At 41.0% G+C, this 15,901-nt stretch carries 16 protein-coding genes and 1 other annotated feature; of the genes, 12 read left to right on the forward strand and 4 right to left on the reverse strand.

Annotated features, from left to right (window positions below; genetic code table 11):
- Positions 1-228: 228 nt before the first annotated feature.
- From dhaM to dhaK, 3 genes are read right to left on the reverse strand one after another with little or no spacing between them, the layout of a single operon-like run.
- Complete coding sequence (dhaM, locus tag C3945_RS10960; protein ID WP_161879693.1) at positions 229-606, reverse strand: dihydroxyacetone kinase phosphoryl donor subunit DhaM; 378 nt, start codon at positions 604-606, stop codon at positions 229-231.
- Positions 599-1,186 carry a dihydroxyacetone kinase subunit DhaL gene (dhaL, locus tag C3945_RS10965; protein ID WP_161879694.1) on the reverse strand — a complete coding sequence of 196 codons (588 nt, stop codon included), beginning with the start codon at positions 1,184-1,186 and terminating at the stop codon, positions 599-601. The genes dhaM and dhaL overlap by 8 nt, the downstream gene beginning before the upstream one ends.
- Positions 1,187-1,213: 27 nt before the next feature.
- Positions 1,214-2,206, reverse strand: a complete 993-nt coding sequence (dhaK, locus tag C3945_RS10970; RefSeq protein WP_161879695.1) for a dihydroxyacetone kinase subunit DhaK — start codon at positions 2,204-2,206, stop codon at positions 1,214-1,216.
- Positions 2,207-2,343: 137 nt separating this feature from the next.
- Between dhaK and C3945_RS10975 the strand changes: the two genes are divergently transcribed.
- From C3945_RS10975 to C3945_RS11030, 12 genes are all read left to right on the forward strand, one after another.
- On the forward strand, positions 2,344-3,042 hold the full coding sequence (locus C3945_RS10975; RefSeq protein WP_161879696.1) for an NAD(P)H-dependent oxidoreductase: 699 nt from the start codon (positions 2,344-2,346) through the stop codon (positions 3,040-3,042).
- Positions 3,043-3,059: 17 nt separating this feature from the next.
- Positions 3,060-3,242, forward strand: coding sequence for a hypothetical protein (locus tag C3945_RS10980; protein WP_161879697.1), 183 nt, complete (start codon positions 3,060-3,062; stop codon positions 3,240-3,242).
- Positions 3,243-3,339: 97 nt separating this feature from the next.
- On the forward strand, positions 3,340-5,058 hold the full coding sequence (locus C3945_RS10985) for a DUF2207 domain-containing protein (protein WP_161879698.1): 1,719 nt from the start codon (positions 3,340-3,342) through the stop codon (positions 5,056-5,058).
- Positions 5,059-5,322: 264 nt separating this feature from the next.
- Positions 5,323-5,964, forward strand: coding sequence for a bifunctional 2-keto-4-hydroxyglutarate aldolase/2-keto-3-deoxy-6-phosphogluconate aldolase (locus C3945_RS10990; RefSeq protein ID WP_161879699.1), 642 nt, complete (start codon positions 5,323-5,325; stop codon positions 5,962-5,964).
- A 9-nt stretch (positions 5,965-5,973) separates the two neighbouring features.
- A complete protein-coding gene (locus C3945_RS10995; protein WP_161879700.1) occupies positions 5,974-6,918 on the forward strand; it encodes a sugar kinase in 945 nt (314 codons plus the stop codon).
- Positions 6,919-7,167: 249 nt separating this feature from the next.
- Positions 7,168-8,190 (forward strand): NAD(P)/FAD-dependent oxidoreductase, encoded by a 1,023-nt coding sequence (locus tag C3945_RS11000; RefSeq protein WP_161879701.1) that lies wholly within the window; start codon positions 7,168-7,170, stop codon positions 8,188-8,190.
- 43 nt (positions 8,191-8,233) lie between these two features.
- Entirely contained in the window at positions 8,234-9,292 is a 1,059-nt protein-coding gene (locus C3945_RS11005; RefSeq protein ID WP_161879702.1) for a FecCD family ABC transporter permease, read from the forward strand.
- Between the two features lie 2 nt (positions 9,293-9,294).
- Positions 9,295-10,347 carry a FecCD family ABC transporter permease gene (locus C3945_RS11010; RefSeq protein WP_202623358.1) on the forward strand — a complete coding sequence of 351 codons (1,053 nt, stop codon included), beginning with the start codon at positions 9,295-9,297 and terminating at the stop codon, positions 10,345-10,347.
- A gap of 43 nt (positions 10,348-10,390) precedes the next feature.
- A complete protein-coding gene (locus C3945_RS11015) occupies positions 10,391-11,362 on the forward strand; it encodes an ABC transporter substrate-binding protein (protein ID WP_161879703.1) in 972 nt (323 codons plus the stop codon).
- 38 nt (positions 11,363-11,400) lie between these two features.
- Entirely contained in the window at positions 11,401-12,183 is a 783-nt protein-coding gene (locus C3945_RS11020; protein ID WP_161879704.1) for an ABC transporter ATP-binding protein, read from the forward strand.
- 102 nt (positions 12,184-12,285) lie between these two features.
- Positions 12,286-12,942: an SDR family oxidoreductase gene (locus C3945_RS11025; protein ID WP_161879705.1), complete on the forward strand. Its 657-nt coding sequence runs from the start codon at positions 12,286-12,288 to the stop codon at positions 12,940-12,942.
- 176 nt (positions 12,943-13,118) lie between these two features.
- Positions 13,119-14,084: a DUF1002 domain-containing protein gene (locus C3945_RS11030; RefSeq protein ID WP_161879706.1), complete on the forward strand. Its 966-nt coding sequence runs from the start codon at positions 13,119-13,121 to the stop codon at positions 14,082-14,084.
- A gap of 89 nt (positions 14,085-14,173) precedes the next feature.
- Here C3945_RS11030 and tyrS read toward each other — a convergent pair whose 3' ends face one another.
- Positions 14,174-15,439 (reverse strand): tyrosine--tRNA ligase, encoded by a 1,266-nt coding sequence (tyrS, locus tag C3945_RS11035; protein ID WP_161879707.1) that lies wholly within the window; start codon positions 15,437-15,439, stop codon positions 14,174-14,176.
- 75 nt (positions 15,440-15,514) lie between these two features.
- Positions 15,515-15,712, reverse strand: a binding site (T-box leader).
- Positions 15,713-15,901 lie beyond the last annotated feature (189 nt).

Here is a 15,901-nt window from a genome sequence, read left to right on the forward strand (position 1 = left end):
GTGTTTTTTGATAATTATTTATAAGAAGTTTCAATAACCGCAAGGGTTAAACCTGGATATTCAACTGCAAAACTTGAGTACCTAAGACTAAAAACGACTCACCTTGCTGCCAATGAAACAGCTGACCTTATTTTGAACTGGTTAAAGAAAGAAGGTTACTCTTCGTTTAAAGCATGACGAGCATGAAAACAGCCCCGTTCAATTGAACTGGGGCTGTTTAGTGAGTATCTATTCTTTGATTTTCAACGACTCTAGCTGTTCATTGATGCCATCAATAGGAACGCTTGCTTGTAAGAGAGAAGCGGCAGTATAAGCACTTTCGATGAAAGCAGTGTCGAAAATAGTCATGATTTTATCGCTTGTTTCCTTAGTCATATCCAAATTCATTTTGGCACTACCTAAATCGTAAAAGCAAAGAATGTGATCTTCATCGAACGACTCCACAGCTTCTGTAATGCGATCGAAGCTAGTACCCACATCACCGTCCTCAGTTCCACCAGCTGCTTTGATCGTGACGTCTCCAGCGACTTGATCTAATAAACGAAGGAGGCCGCTAGCGACTTCTTCAACGTGTGACACTAATAAGATGCCATAGACTTTACTCATTTATCACACCTGCCTCAATGAGTGCTTGGAATAAATAAGCACTGGATTGTGCTCCTGGGTCAATATGGCCAATGGATCGGTCACCTAAATAAGATGCCCGTCCTTTAGAGGCTTTCATGTCTTTCGTTTTCTGTAGAATCTCATCAATGGACTCATCTGAAAGTGACCCGTCCTTTATGCTGTCGATAACAGGCGACCACATATCTACCATCGTCTTCTCACCAGTTTTGGCGTTACCTCTTTTAACAATACCATCCAAGCCGGCAGTAATCAGTTGGGACAAGTCTGCGTCATTTTTGGCTTCTTTTGCCATGGAAATGAAAGCTGAACCGTAAAGAGGTCCACTTGCGCCTCCGACTTTACTGACCAAGACCATTCCAACGTCTTTGAATAAATCAGTTAACTCATCATAACTCTGCCCGTCCAACTTTTCTTTTACAGCTGCAGCTCCACGAGTCAAGTTACTGCCATGATCCCCGTCACCGATAGCAGTATCCAATTGATTCAAATGTTCTTTATTTTCAGTAACTTTTTCACCAAATAAAGTTAACCAAGATTGAACCTTTTTAACGTCTACCATAGACCTATCATCCTTTCAAAAATAAGCTTACCAACCAATAACATCAACGGGTGCATTCAAATAGTCTAGCCATTGATCATCTTCGATTTTTAGTAAAGTAAGTGAAACGCCTGCCATATCAATGGCCGTCATATAGTCGCCAACTTTTCTGAAAGCTAAGTCTAGTTTTTCATCATCAACCAGAAGCTTTTTCACATCATTCATAAAAACAAATTGCTCCATTAAAGGAGTGGCACCCATACCGTTGACAAGGGCGGCATACCGATCACCTTCAGACCAATTCATTTCTTTTTTGAGTTGGGTGACAAACTCTTTTGCCAATTCTTTGGAAGGTTGAAGCGTTTCTCGTCGATAGCCAGGTTCTCCATGGATACCGATACCGAATTCAATTTCTTGATCTTCCAGTTCGAATCCTGGTTTACCAACTTCTGGATTAGTGGCAGGAGATAGAGCTAAGCCAATTGAGAATAACTGTTCATTTACTTTATCTGCTAACTCTTTGATTTCACTCAATGACGCGCCTGAATCAGCAGCAGCTCCTAGTATTTTGTGCATGAAAACTGTTCCTGCTACACCCCGTCGTCCAGCTGTGAAGGTGCTATCTTCTACAGCTATATCGTCATCAACAATCACAAACTCAACATCAATATCTTCCAATTCTGCTAATTCTTTGGCCATATCAAAGTTCATAACGTCCCCAGTATAGTTTTTAATAACTAAAAAGACACCAGCCCCTTCATCGGCGGCTTTTATGCCCTCTAGAACTTGATCTGGAGTAGGAGACGTGAAAACTTGTCCGGCAACTGCTGCAGATAGCATCCCTTTTCCGACAAAACCGGCATGACTAGGTTCGTGTCCGCTTCCGCCTCCACTAACAAGCCCTACTTTGTTAGATTTTTCAACTTTTCTAGCGATGACAGTTGTCTCTGGTATACGTGTCACCAGTGAGTCATAGGCAAAGGCCAACCCATTCAGCATCTCATCGACCACGTGATCCGGCTCATTTATAATTTTCTTCATATTCAACTGCTCCTCCTTTATCTGTTGTCACTTCCTATTGTACTCGTTTTCATTATAGATTTCGACTGATTACCTTTTTAAAACGGAATTTTGGTATACTATCATATATAAGATGCAATTAAGAAAGGAGCTGTCTCATGAAGACACTAGTCATCCTCTCGCACCCGTCCATTGGAGAGTCGGGGAGCCAGCAATTTCTCATTCAGTCGGTGAATGACCATAACCACGTCACTTTGCACCATTTAGAACGTGAATACCCAGATGGAATAATTGACGTGAAAAAAGAGCAGAACTTGCTCCTTCAACATGACCGCATTATCTTTCAATTTCCCTTCTACTGGTATTCGTCGCCACCACTTCTTAAACACTGGCAGGATGAAGTGCTAACTGAGCATTTTGCCTACGGATATAGAGGCGATAAACTGCATGGAAAAGAATTTGGTTTAGTTTTAATCATTGGTGTCGGTGAAAAAGAATATGAAAGTGGTGGACAAGAAGGGTTTAGTATTAGCGAGTTAACTAAACCGTTTCAAGCGGTAGCTAAAAAAACGGGTATGACTTACTTGAAGCCATTTTCTATCTTCCAATTTGCTTATAAAACGGAGGAAGAGAAAATGGAATTGCTAATTGCTTATCAGCAATATTTAAGTTTAAAAGAGGCAGATTCATTAAAAGCAAAAGAAGAGTGGATGCTTAAACAATTAGAAGAGTTGTCCTATGACAAGATACCAGTAGATGAGGCTCCTTTTATTATTGATGAAGCGATAAGTATGTTAGAAGACAATCGGTTGGAGTTGGACGAACTGCGTCTTCATATCGATCACTACGCGGACTAATTAAAGGAGTGAATGACATGGAATCTGTAGAATGGTTAGTTGAGCAATTGGATAAACTCGTTAAAGAGAGCCGAGATTATAAACAAAAAGCCTTGCTATTGTCTACAAAAAAATTGATTCAAGAACAAGAAAAGCGCAAAGAACAGTTGAGTGGCGAGCTGGACGGCAGATTGTGGAGTCCTGGTAGTTGGAGGGAGTAGGCATCATCAGTCTAAAAATCAGTCTGTAGACCGTGTTTTTTCTCATTAAAGTTGTATAGACTAAAAGGAGAAGAGTTAAAAAGGGGAGGAAAGCAAGATGAAAAAAAAGTGGGTTGGTTGGGTCCTTATCGGATTTTTAGCGGTATGGTTTATGCCACAAGCTGTTAAAGCCGATGAGAATAACATGACTGACATGACTGTCCATGTGCAACTGCTTGAAAATGGTACGGCTATTATTACTGAAAATCGTGAAATGACAATGGAAGAAGGAACAGAACTCTTCATCGTTATTAACGAAGACGAGGGTGCTGAAGTTGTTGAATTTCAAGTAGAAGGCATGTCAGAGATGCCTGATTGGGATTCAGGTAGGTCTCGAGAAGAAAAATCTGGTTATTACGGTGTGATTGACACGGATACCGGAAAAGAACTGGTATGGGGAATAGGGGATTACGGTAACCAAAACTACACAGTTTCTTATACTGTTACGAATATGGTCAGACAATTAAATGATGGTCAGTCTCTTTATTGGAACTTCAATACGTTCGGTGATATTGTTCCAGACCGATTAAGAATAGAAATATCAGGACCCATCGAATTTACCGAAGACAACACACGGATTTGGGGATTTGGGTATGAAGGACAGGTAAATTTAGTTGATGGTCAATTAGTGACTGAGACGAGTGAGCCAATGACAGAAGGGCGGCCGGCCGCCGTGTTGATGCAATTTCCTAACGATCCTTTCCTACCGTCCTACTATGTAGATGAAACTCTGGAAGAACAGGCAGCTCAAGCTGAAGGAGAAACTGCTCGAGGTGGAGATGATGATTCAGTTCCCGGGTGGCTCATCGGTATATTTTTAGCCGGAATGACTACAGGAGCTGCTGTTATAAGCGGTGGCTTATGGATGGAGAAGAAGAAAAAAGATGAAGGAAAAGTTCCCACATCCTTTAAACAGCGAAAGGCGAACAAAGGCCTATTGTATACTGATATTCCCTATAAAGATGGAGAAATTAGTGATATTGCCTATTTCTTAAACCACCTTCAAAGGGGCACATTCGAACAGTATTTCTTTGCCTACTTGATGAAGTGGTCAAAAGGAAATTGTTTAGTTATTGAAACAAAAGAAAAAGCGGCTAATAAGAAAAGCAAAAAAGGTCGGACGACATTGACTTTTCTTCCCGATAAGTTTGCTAAGAAGCAGGGAAATAAAATAAACAGGTCTGAATTTGAAGAGGCCTTGTGGGAGACCCTTATTGATCAAGCAGATCAAAATAATCAAATGACCAATAAGCAAATACAAAAGTGGGCCGAAAAGCATTATGAAGAGTTAGAGGATATGTATAAAGAAATAATTGAAGAATCAAGAGAATGGTTAATAGCAGAGGGCTATCTTGTAGAAAAAACAGTCAAATTTTTAGGAATGAGCTCTACTTTTGATGCCATTACAAATAAAGGTCAACGGTTATATGATTTACTCACACAGTTTGAAAACCATTTAGAAGCTATGACAAAAGATAAGTCACTGAGTTACCGTCAATTATTACCAGAGGAAGACTTCTTAATTTGGGCAGGACTATATGGGAAAGAAGAAGCGATTATGAAACGCTTGGAAGACTTACTTCCAGATTGGTCGGAACAAGATCACGACTTTATCCCCTACTATTACACCAATTATTATGGCTTGCACATCATGTCAAGCAGCATGAATACTGGACGAACCAACGCCGGGTATTCAAGCACCGGTGGAGTTGGAGGAGCAACCTCATTTGGTGGCGGAGGGGGAGCCATCGGCGGAGGTGGCGGTGGCGCACGTTAACACTATAAGAATTAAAAAAACGCAAGGATTGAGTCTAGCAATAGACGTCAATGCTTGCGTTTTTCTGTTCTTATTAAAGCCAGTCCTACTGAAATCGTTTGGACTGAAAAGAAGGGAATAGATCGTTCCATAAGAATCGCCAATGCCGTTATTAAAATGAAAAACATTAAGGGTTACAGGATTAAAAAGCCAGACATCATTGAGCTGACTTGTATAAAAGGGTATACTGTAATAGTGAATTCATACTATACTAGGAGGATTTTTATGACTAAGAAACAACAGATTTTATCTAATTTAAAAGAGAATTTTCTATTTGCAGTGATCAGAGGCAACTCTGCTGAAGAAGCAACGGATATTTCGAAAGCGGTTTATGAAGGCGGCATCAAGAACATTGAAGTGACGTTTACTACACCGCAAGCGGATGAGTCAATTAAAGAACTCGCAAAAACATTTGCTGGGACTGATATGGTCGTTGGAGCGGGAACTGTCATGGATGCGATTACAGCGCGCATCGCCATTATAGCAGGAGCTGATTTCGTCGTTAGCCCTAATTTTGTACCAGAAATATCTACAGTTTGTAACACCTATGGAATCCCATACTTACCTGGATGTGGCACAGTAACAGAAGTCGCTGCTGCTATGGCGACAGGAGTGGAAGTCGTTAAGGTCTTCCCAGGAGGCATTTTAGGACCGGACTTTATTAAAAATGTTCACGGCCCCATTCCTCATGTTGAAATGATGCCTTCAGGAGGGGTCGGCCTGAACAATATGGATAAGTGGATTAACAGTGGTGCTTGGGCAGTTGGAATCGGCAGCGCACTGACAGCTGACTTAAAAGAAAAAGGGTACAGCAGCGTGAAAGAAAAAGCGGCTGAATTTGTTTCAACATACAAAGACTTAACATAGGAGTGTACCATGGCTAACATATTATTAATTGGAGAACCAATGGGCTTGTTTTCTGCCACCGAAACAGGCTCTATAGCTGATAACGATTATTTTAGGAAGTCAATTGCAGGTGCTGAGCTGAATGTAGGAATTGGATTGGCTCGTTTGAATCACCAAGTGAACTATATCACTAGACTGGGCGAAGACCAAATAGGTAAATGGATTGCTAAAAGTATCCAAGCGAACAAAATGAATACACAATACATTACTTTTTCAGACTCTCATACAACTGGTTTGATGATGAAAAGTAAAGTTGAAGATGGTGATCCAGACACAGCTTATTTTAGAAAAGGCAGTGCCTTTACCACGCTATCAATAAATGACGTGAAGCAAGTCGATTTTTCCAAAATTGATGTAGTTCACGTAACAGGTATTCCTCCAGCAGTGAGTGAAACGGTCAGAGAAGCAGTCTTTTATTTAATGAAGGAAGCGAAGGAATCGGGAACCTTTGTCACTTTCGATCCTAATCTTCGTCCGTCTCTTTGGGACTCACCTCAACTGATGGTAGATGTTTTGAATGACCTTGCTTCATATGCAGATGTTGTGCTTCCCGGCGTAGCTGAAGGGAAAGCATTAACAGGATCAGAGGATATAGAAGAGATTGCCACCTTTTACCTTAATAAAGGTGCTCAAGTGGTCATCACTAAAAGTGGTTCAGACGGTGCTTTCATCACTGAGAAAGGCCAAGAGACAATTAATGTTAAAGGTTTTAAAGTTGAAAAGGTTATTGACACTGTCGGTGCAGGTGACGGTTTTGCAGTTGGTATTCTTCATGGTTATTTAAAAGGATTGTCTTGGAAAGAAGCAGCAGTTTATGCAAATGCAATTGGTTCTTTACAAGTTCAACATGAAGGCGACAATGAAGGATTGCCTACAGAAGAAGCACTTGATGACTATATTAAAAAGAATAAATAGTAAAAATCTTTTAAAAGACCTTTGACGGTAACGTTGAAGGTCTTTTCAACGTTATGGATGAAAAGAGCACATCAATCAATGGGACGAGTCTAGTTAGATAATCAACAACTATAAAATCCCACTAACTAATCAAATTGACTAGAAAACGATTATAAATCGGGCTAGCTATTAACTTGACACCTTACTTTGTGAATGGTATAACTTATATGAAAGTGATAATCATTCTCAATTATAAAAAGGAGGGGTGAAATGGAACAATTACCAAGCACAGATTGCACGATTATTGGTGGTGGACCAGCTGGTTTGTATGCTGCGTTTTATGCAGGGATGCGCGATTTGTCTGTTCGAATCATTGAAAATCAATCTAAATTAGGTGGTAAACTTCATTTTTATCCCGAAAAGATGATATGGGATATTGGCGGGATGAAACCTACTCCTGGATTAGAAGTGATGGAGCAGATGATTCATCAAGCTCAAACATTTAGTCCTAAAGTTGAACTCAACCAACTCATTACAAAAATCAGTAAGTTGGGACCGCAGCATTTCCGTGTCTTTAGTTCGACAGGAGACTACTTCGATAGCAAGTCGATTATTATTGCTACCGGAGGAGGTATTTTTACTCCTAAACGATTGCCAGGTATCTATTGCGAACCTTATGAAACAGCTAATTTACACTACACAATTTATCGTATGAAAGATTTTGAAAATAAAAGAGTAGCGATTGTAGGCGGAGGGAACTCGGCTATAGACTGGGCAAATGAGCTGAAAGATCGAGTAAAAGAGTTACATGTTATCCATCGTCGAGATGAATTTACTGCTCATGAGTCTCAAATACGTCAGTTAAGTGGGGAGCATATACATATTCACACTTACAGTGCTATAGAAGAATTGCTTCCAGATGACAGTCAAGATAAAATACGTTCGATACGTCTTCATAATACGAAAACAGGTACACGGTTATCACTTCCTATAGATGAGTTGCTTGTAAATATTGGTTTTGAAACGGAGCAAAATGTACACCAAGATGAAGCATTGAACTTAGAACTGATTGATCACTATTATATTAAAGGATCATCCTTGGCTGAAACCTCGATACAAGGCATGTACGCTATAGGGGATATATTAGATTTTCAAGGAAAGGTTCGCTTAATTGCTGGAGCATATAATGATGCAGTGAATGCGGTTAATCAAATTAGACAATACTGTTATCCCTTGATTAACCATGCTGTGGTCATGTCTTCTATGCATGACGGCTTACAAAACCGAGTATAAAACCAATGAGAATGTGAAGTGATCACTAGAAAAGGGAAGACATATGGAAGAGATAAGAAAGAATCAGCTGACAAAAAAAGAAACTCAAAAACGGTTGATGAAACGCTTAAGGGCACCTCATCCGACAGTACTCATTCTGCTCGTCAGTCTAGTTGTACTGGTCGCTGCGATGTTTCTATCTATTGGTTACGGAGCGGCGCAACTGTCTTGGAGAATGATAGTAGATGCGCTTATTTCCTTTGATTCCACAAATACTGAGCACCTTATACTAATGGATTTACGGATACCGAGAGTACTAGGTGCGGCACTTATTGGTGCGTTTTTAGCAGTAGCCGGCGTCATCATGCAGGCCTTAACATTAAATCCATTAGCGTCACCTTCCATAATGGGCGTCACTTCTGGATCGGCCTTTATGATTGCGATAGCTTTTGCACTTTATCCTCAATCAAATTATATTCAGCTAATCTTGTGGTCCTTCGCAGGTGCAGCCTTAGGAGCAGGAATGGTCTTTATGATAGGGGCTTTTACAAAAAGAGGCTTAACCCCAGTTAAATTGGCTTTGGCCGGTGCGGCAGTCAGTGCGCTACTACAATCCTTATCAACGATGATCGCTATCCATTTTAACGTTGCCAGAGATATGAGTTTTTGGTTTGCAGGAGGTCTAGCTGGTGTGAGAATGGAAAGCGTCACGGCCGCTGCTGTTCTAGCGGGAGTCGGTTTGCTAGGTGCGTTCCTCTTGTCTCGTTCATTAACGATTTTATCTTTAGGGGAGGAAATGGCTAAAGGACTTGGTCTGAGAGTGGGATGGATAAAAGGTTGTTCTTTAATTATTGTATTGTTATTGACGGGAGCTGCTGTTTCTATAGCAGGAACAGTCGGTTATGTGGGGCTGATTATTCCTCACATGGCAAAAAAAATGATGGGCTTGGATTATCGTTTTGTCATACCAGCGGCGGCATTGTTCGGAGCTATTTTGTTAGTGGTTTCTGATGTGGCTGCACGTGTTATTAATGCGCCTTATGAAACACCGATTGGGGCACTCACGTCACTTATTGGCGTTCCGTTTTTCTTATACCTAGCTCGCAAAGAAGGGAGAGGTTAAGAGTGCTTAAGCATAAAGAAAGCTTTCAAACGGTTGACAAATCATTGAAACGAACAGTGTCTCTTTTTCTTTTCCTCCTTTTCATTTTACTGATTATGTGTCTGATTAGCTTAGGGACCGGACATTTGTCCATGACGCCCTCAGAAGTCTGGTTTACCCTTATCGGTGAAGGAACAGACAGAAACGCGTTGCTTTTATTTCAATTTAGATTACCGCGCATCTTCATAGCAATTTTAGTGGGGGTAGGAATGGGTGTCTCTGGAGCAATTTTTCAAGGAGTCACTCAAAATGGGCTAGCGGATCCTGGCATCATTGGCATACATTCAGGTTCTGGTTTTTTTGTTGTTTTATACCTTTATATTATATCGCTGCAAAATACTCAGTTAACAGGCGATTCGCAGTTCAGTCAAATCAGTTTACCCTTTGCAGCCTTTGTAGGAGGTTTGACGGCAGCTATACTTATTTATGCATTGGCTTGGAAGAAAGGAGTTAACCCTATCCGCTTAATTTTAGTAGGAATAGGGGTTAATGCCGGTTTTTCAGCAGCTTTATTAGTGATTCAATTAAGAATGGCAGAGAGTGATTTCAATCGTGCCATCGTTTGGTTGTCAGGGTCTATATGGAATTCGACATGGTCGACTGTTTGGAGCCTATTGCCCTGGATTCTTCTATTTTTGCCACTCGCCATGTTCAAAGCCCGCGTGCTGACTATTATGCAACTGGGGGACGATATGGCAACTGGTTTAGGCACTTCAATAGAAAAAGAACGGATCTATCTCATTGTCATTGGTGTTGCACTTGCTTCAGCGAGTGTGGCTGCGGCAGGTGGCATATCGTTTTTAGGTCTTCTTGCTCCTCATTTAGCTAGGCGATTGGTAGGAGGAAAGTATCAACGATTGATTCCGATTACGGCTTGTATCGGTGCTGGTTTACTTTTGTTTTCTGATACCGTAGCTCGCACTTTACTTGCACCTACAGAAATTCCGGTTGGCTTATTGGTATCAGTGCTGGGAGCACCGTATTTTATATATTTATTGATGACTATTGATGATTAAAATAATTCTATCTAATTAAACAACACATCTTGGAGGATGACTCATGAAAAAATCAATAATAGCAGCTTTATCCCTTACCTTGTTTTTATCTGCTTGTGGTAGCGATTCAGCTGAAGAAACAGATGAAATGAACGAACCTACTGAAGGTATATCAGATGAGCAAGCTGAAGATACAGAGCAAACAGAGGAAACACGGACGTTGACAGACGGAACAGGAACAGAGGTAGACATTCCGTCTGACCCTGAACGGATTATTGCGACTTATTTAGAAGACTACCTGGTAGCTTTAGATGTGACACCTGTTGTCCAGTGGTCAGTCAACGATGGAGATAGCATCCAGTTTTACCTGGAAGACGAATTAGGCGATCTGCCAACGATTCCATATGATTTACCTTACGAGGCAGTATTGGAACACGAACCAGATTTGATTTTAATACGTGACGCAGTGGAAGAAGACCAGTTAAACCAATACCGTCAAATTGCACCCACCTATGTATTAAATTCGAGCCCGACAGAGTGGCGAGACACACTTCTTGAATTGGGAGAAGTTCTTGGAGAAGAAGAAGCCGCTAATCAAGCAATTGACGACTACGATGCACGAGCAGAAGAAACGGCAGCACTCGTTTCTGAACAAGCTGATGGCGAATCTGCCGCGGCTGTGTGGTTAGTCAACGATGCTTTGTTCGTGGTTCATCCAGAACGGTCAAGCGGAGCGGTATTATATGGGGATGCTGGCTTTGAGATACCTGAAGTCGTGAGCCAATTGTCTGCGGATGCTGACTGGGCTGCTATCTCATTAGAGGAATTGGCACAGATGGAAGTGGATCATTTATTCTTTATCAACGATGACGAAGAACAAACTTTAAGCGATGACCGTTTATGGCAAAATATTCCGGCCGTAATAAACGATGCGGTCTATACCTTTGATTCACAATCTGCCTGGTTATATTATGGACCAGTTGCAAACACTCAAGTATTAACATTTATCGAGGAAGCAATACACTCGTCTAACTAGAGAATAAAGGATTAGGATTATATTGAGGAGAGAAAATAGTGCCTAAAATAAGTGCGGAGAAGTTATCGGTTGGTTACGGAAAACAGTTGATTGTCGATTCGATGGAGCTGGTTATTCCAAAATCAGAAATAACCTGTATCATTGGACCCAATGGATGTGGTAAATCCACTCTTTTAAAAACCATCGCCCGCTTGCTCAAGCCAACAGTTGGTTCTGTCCTTCTTGACGGGCAGGCTATCCATAAAATGCCAACTAAAAAAGTTGCTCAGCAGATTGCTATATTGGCGCAGTCTCCTCATACGCCTGAAGAAATGACTGTAAAGGATTTAGTCTCTTATGGCCGTTCACCTTATCAAAAAGGTTTTGGCCAATTGACAGCCAAAGACTGGGAAATGATTCACTGGGCTTTGGAAGAAACGAATTTGCTGGATTTTGCCGAAAGGTCGGTTCATTCCCTATCCGGAGGGCAACGCCAGAGAGTGTGGATTGCCATGGCTTTGGCGCAAGACACGGATGTTTTGCTTTTAGATGAGCCAACGACCTACTTGGATTTAGCTCATCAATTGGATGTCTTGCAAGTGTTGGAGAAATTGAACAAAAAACAAAACAAGACAATCGTTATGGTGTTACATGATTTGAACCATGCCGCTCGCTTTTCAGATTTTTTAGTGTCCATTAGAGACGGAAAAATTGTTAAATCAGGCACACCAAAAGAAGTCATGACGAATGAGGTGCTTCGTTCTGTTTTTGACATTGATGCCAAAATAGTTCATGATCCAGATACGAACAAACCTGCTTGCTTGAGTTATCATCTCATTTAAAAAAAGAAGACAGCCCCCACCAGGACAGTGTGTTCTGTTTGGAGGACTGTCTTCTTTTTGTTATGGTTAGAAATGTAAAGATATCAAAAGGAGAGTGTTAGCATGAATGTATTAGTTGTTGGAGCCAACGGACAAATAGGCACGCATTTAGTTGATATTTTAAAAGAAGAAGCCAAGCATACACCGATCGCCTTTGTCAGAAAAGATGAACAAGTGAAAAAGTTTAAAGATAAAGACGTAGAAGCAAGACTCGGAAACCTTGAAGACTCCGTACAAGACATCAGCCAAACAATGGAAGGCATTGATGCGGTTGTTTTCGCAGCGGGTTCTGGAGGAAGCACAGGTCCTGATAAAACATTGCTGATTGATTTAGATGGTGCCGTCAAAGTAATGGAAGCGGCAGAAGCGAAGGGGATTGAACGCTTCGTTATAGTCAGCGCACTTGGAGCCGATGACCGTGAACGATGGAGTGATGAAATCAAACCGTATTATGTTGCCAAGCACTTTGCTGACTGGTGGCTGTTAGATTCAACACTCAACTACACGATTATTCGCCCAGGTATTCTTGAAAATGAAGAATCAAAAGGAACTGTTCTCATCCAAGATGCTATCACAAGCTCCGATGATTTCAGCATTCCTCGTGTGGATGTAGCGAAAGTCATTGCGGCAAGTCTTGATAACAAAAAAACCTATAGACAAGCATTTGACTTGGTTACAGGGGACTCATCAATCGAAGATGCTTTAAACAATCTTAAGTAGACGAGTTAAGCAAGAGCGAGAGCTCTTGCTTTTTGGCTGTCGGAATGAAGGTGAAAAAGCTTCAGAAGAACGTCGATTTTCTAAAGATTTTTGATAAATTAAGAAATTCTGAAAAAGATGATGCTATACTATAGAAGTAGTTAATAAATAGATACTACTTAAAAGGAGAGTTTAGAATGAAGCATGTGATTAAAAAGAGTTTAGGATTTTTAGCAGTGTTGGGACTCGTTACATCGGTTTCTCTGTCATCAGTAGAAGCATCAGAAGGTATTGACACGAGTGTGGTCAATGAAGCATGGGGTCTACCTACATATGTATATGGTGGCGGATTAACGGATGCTCAAGTTCAGGAAACAGCGGATTTATTAGGCATAGACGATATGGAAAATGTTGCGAGCGTTGACGTGACTGGAGAAGATTTACAAAACTATCTCGGAACGGGTTCTGGAAATACGGCTAGTATGATTTCATCTGTACTCGTTCAGCGTGAAAACGATGGAGAGGGTGTCACGGTATTAATCGAAACACCAGATAACATCACTCAAATTACAGAAGAGCAATACGCCAACGCAGCGATTACAGCAGGTGTAGAAGACGTAACCATAATGGTTGCAAGCATCCGCCCTGTTACTGGGGAAAGTGCTTTGACGGGCATCTATAAAGCCTTTGACGTTAACGGAGAAGAATTAGATCAAGACCGTATGGAAGTCGCGCAAGAAGAATTGGAAACAACCAATCAAATTGCTCAGGAAAATGCTGATGAAGAAGAGTTCGATTCATCCAGATTTGACCAAGCGATTATCGAAATTAAGCAACAGCTTTCTGAACTAAGAGATCGCCAAGATGAATTGGCGACACGTGAAGACATCGAACGCATCATTAATGATGCTTTAGCAAATAACAACTTACAGAATGCTATCTCACAGGAACAGATTGACCGCTTACTCGCTTTCTTTGATCGCTATCAACAAACCGGCGCAATCGACTCTGCTCAAGTGAGAGAGCAGCTCGAACAATTATCATCCAACTTGAGCGAACGTTTCGGTGATGTATGGGAGCAAGCAGAAGACAGTGGCCTAATCGACCAAATTGGAAACTTTTTTAGACAGATTTGGGAAGCGATACGCGGACTTTTTAATTAATAGATGAAACGACAAACACGGTGCTTGTTTGACAAGGGATTCTTCCCATCAAAGCAAAGCACCGTGTTTTATTTTATAGGCCAATTAAACTACTTCAGATGAACAAGGAAGTATTTCTTTTTACCTTTACGAACAATGATAAAGCGACCATCAAAACTATCCGCTTCAGAAATCACATAATCTGTATCTTTAATTTGTACACCTTTAATACGGATTGCACCATTTGTGATGTCTTGTCTAGCTTGGCGACGGGACGGCTCAATCCCTGTTACATCAACTAAAAATTCAACAATATTCCGTTCTTCTTTTGGCGCTTCAGATGAAGGCACGTCTTTAAAAGTAGAAGCAATTTGATCAGCTGTTAAATTTTGAATATCACCTGAAAAGAGTGCTTGAGAAATACTGATGGCTTCATCTAAGGCTTGTTGACTGTGAACAAAGCGAGTCATTTCTTCTGCTAAAGCAATTTGAGCTGCACGTTTATGAGGCTCCGTTTCCACTTGTTTTTCGAACTCGTCAATTTCTTCTTTTGATAAGAACGTAAAGTACTTTAAGTATTTGATGACATCACGGTCATCTTGGTTGAACCAGAATTGGTAAAATTCGTAAGGTGTTGTTTTCTCTGGATCAAGCCAAATGGCGCCGTCTGCCGATTTACCAAATTTTGTTCCGTCTGCTTTTAGTAACAAAGGAATGGTAAGGCCGAAAGCATTGGCATCTGGACCCACTTTTTTACGAATCAAATCCAAACCGGCAGTGATATTTCCCCATTGATCAGATCCTCCAATCTGAAGTTGAACACCTTCGTTTTCATATAAATGAAGGAAGTCAACGGATTGAATAATCTGGTAACTGAACTCGGTAAAGGAAATACCTGTGTCCAATCTACTCGCAACGACTTCTTTAGCCAGCATGGTATTCACGTTAAACTCTTTACCAAAGTCACGCAAGAAGTCTAAAAAGCTTAATTCACTTAACCAGTCATAGTTGTTAACTAACTTAATGCCTGATTGTTCAGATCCAGCTTCAAACAAGTGACGCATTTGATTGCTCAGTTTTTCAGCATTTTCCATGATGGTATCCATGGTCTGTAATGGACGTTCAGAGTTGCGTCCGCTTGGGTCACCAATCGAACCTGTTCCGCCTCCAATTAAGATAACAGGTTTATGGCCAGCCAACTGGAATCGTTTCAAAATCATAAAGGGGATCAAGTGGCCGACATGCATGCTGTCGCCCGACGGATCGATGCCGCAGTACAAAGCGATACTCTTTTCTTGCGTTAATTTAAGCAAGCCTTCTTCGTCGGTGTGCTGGTTAATCGCCCCACGCCACCTTAATTCATGTAATATAGACATCTCATTTCCTCCTGTTTTTACTATTCAGTATTAATTTTTTCAATAAAAAAAGCCCCGTAAAAAGCTAATGCTTCTTACCGGGACGACCTGCGCCGTGGTACCACCCTTATTAAAGCAGGCTTATCTGCTTCACTCATCACCCATAACGCCGGGTCGCGTCTAAAAAGATAGCTCCAAGGTGTACTTCGTGATTGTTGGCCATACGGATTTTCACCACCCACCCGCTCTCTAAAAAAAGCTCAACACACTACTGCGCCTGTTCATCGCTTCCACTATTATACCCGTAAGTATAAGGCAACAAAGAAGTGATGTCAATTATAGAAATAAGTATGGTATGTGTCAAGTTATTCTCGGTAACCTTTAATCTAAAAGTCTGTCTTACAGAAAATATTTTTATTCAAGGCAAATCAACTGAACATTTTTGCAAGTACACCTGTGAAACTGGAAGCAGAAGCATAGTTG

This window comes from Alkalibacterium sp. MB6, from assembly GCF_009935905.1.
Classification (GTDB): domain Bacteria; phylum Bacillota; class Bacilli; order Lactobacillales; family Carnobacteriaceae_A; genus Alkalibacterium.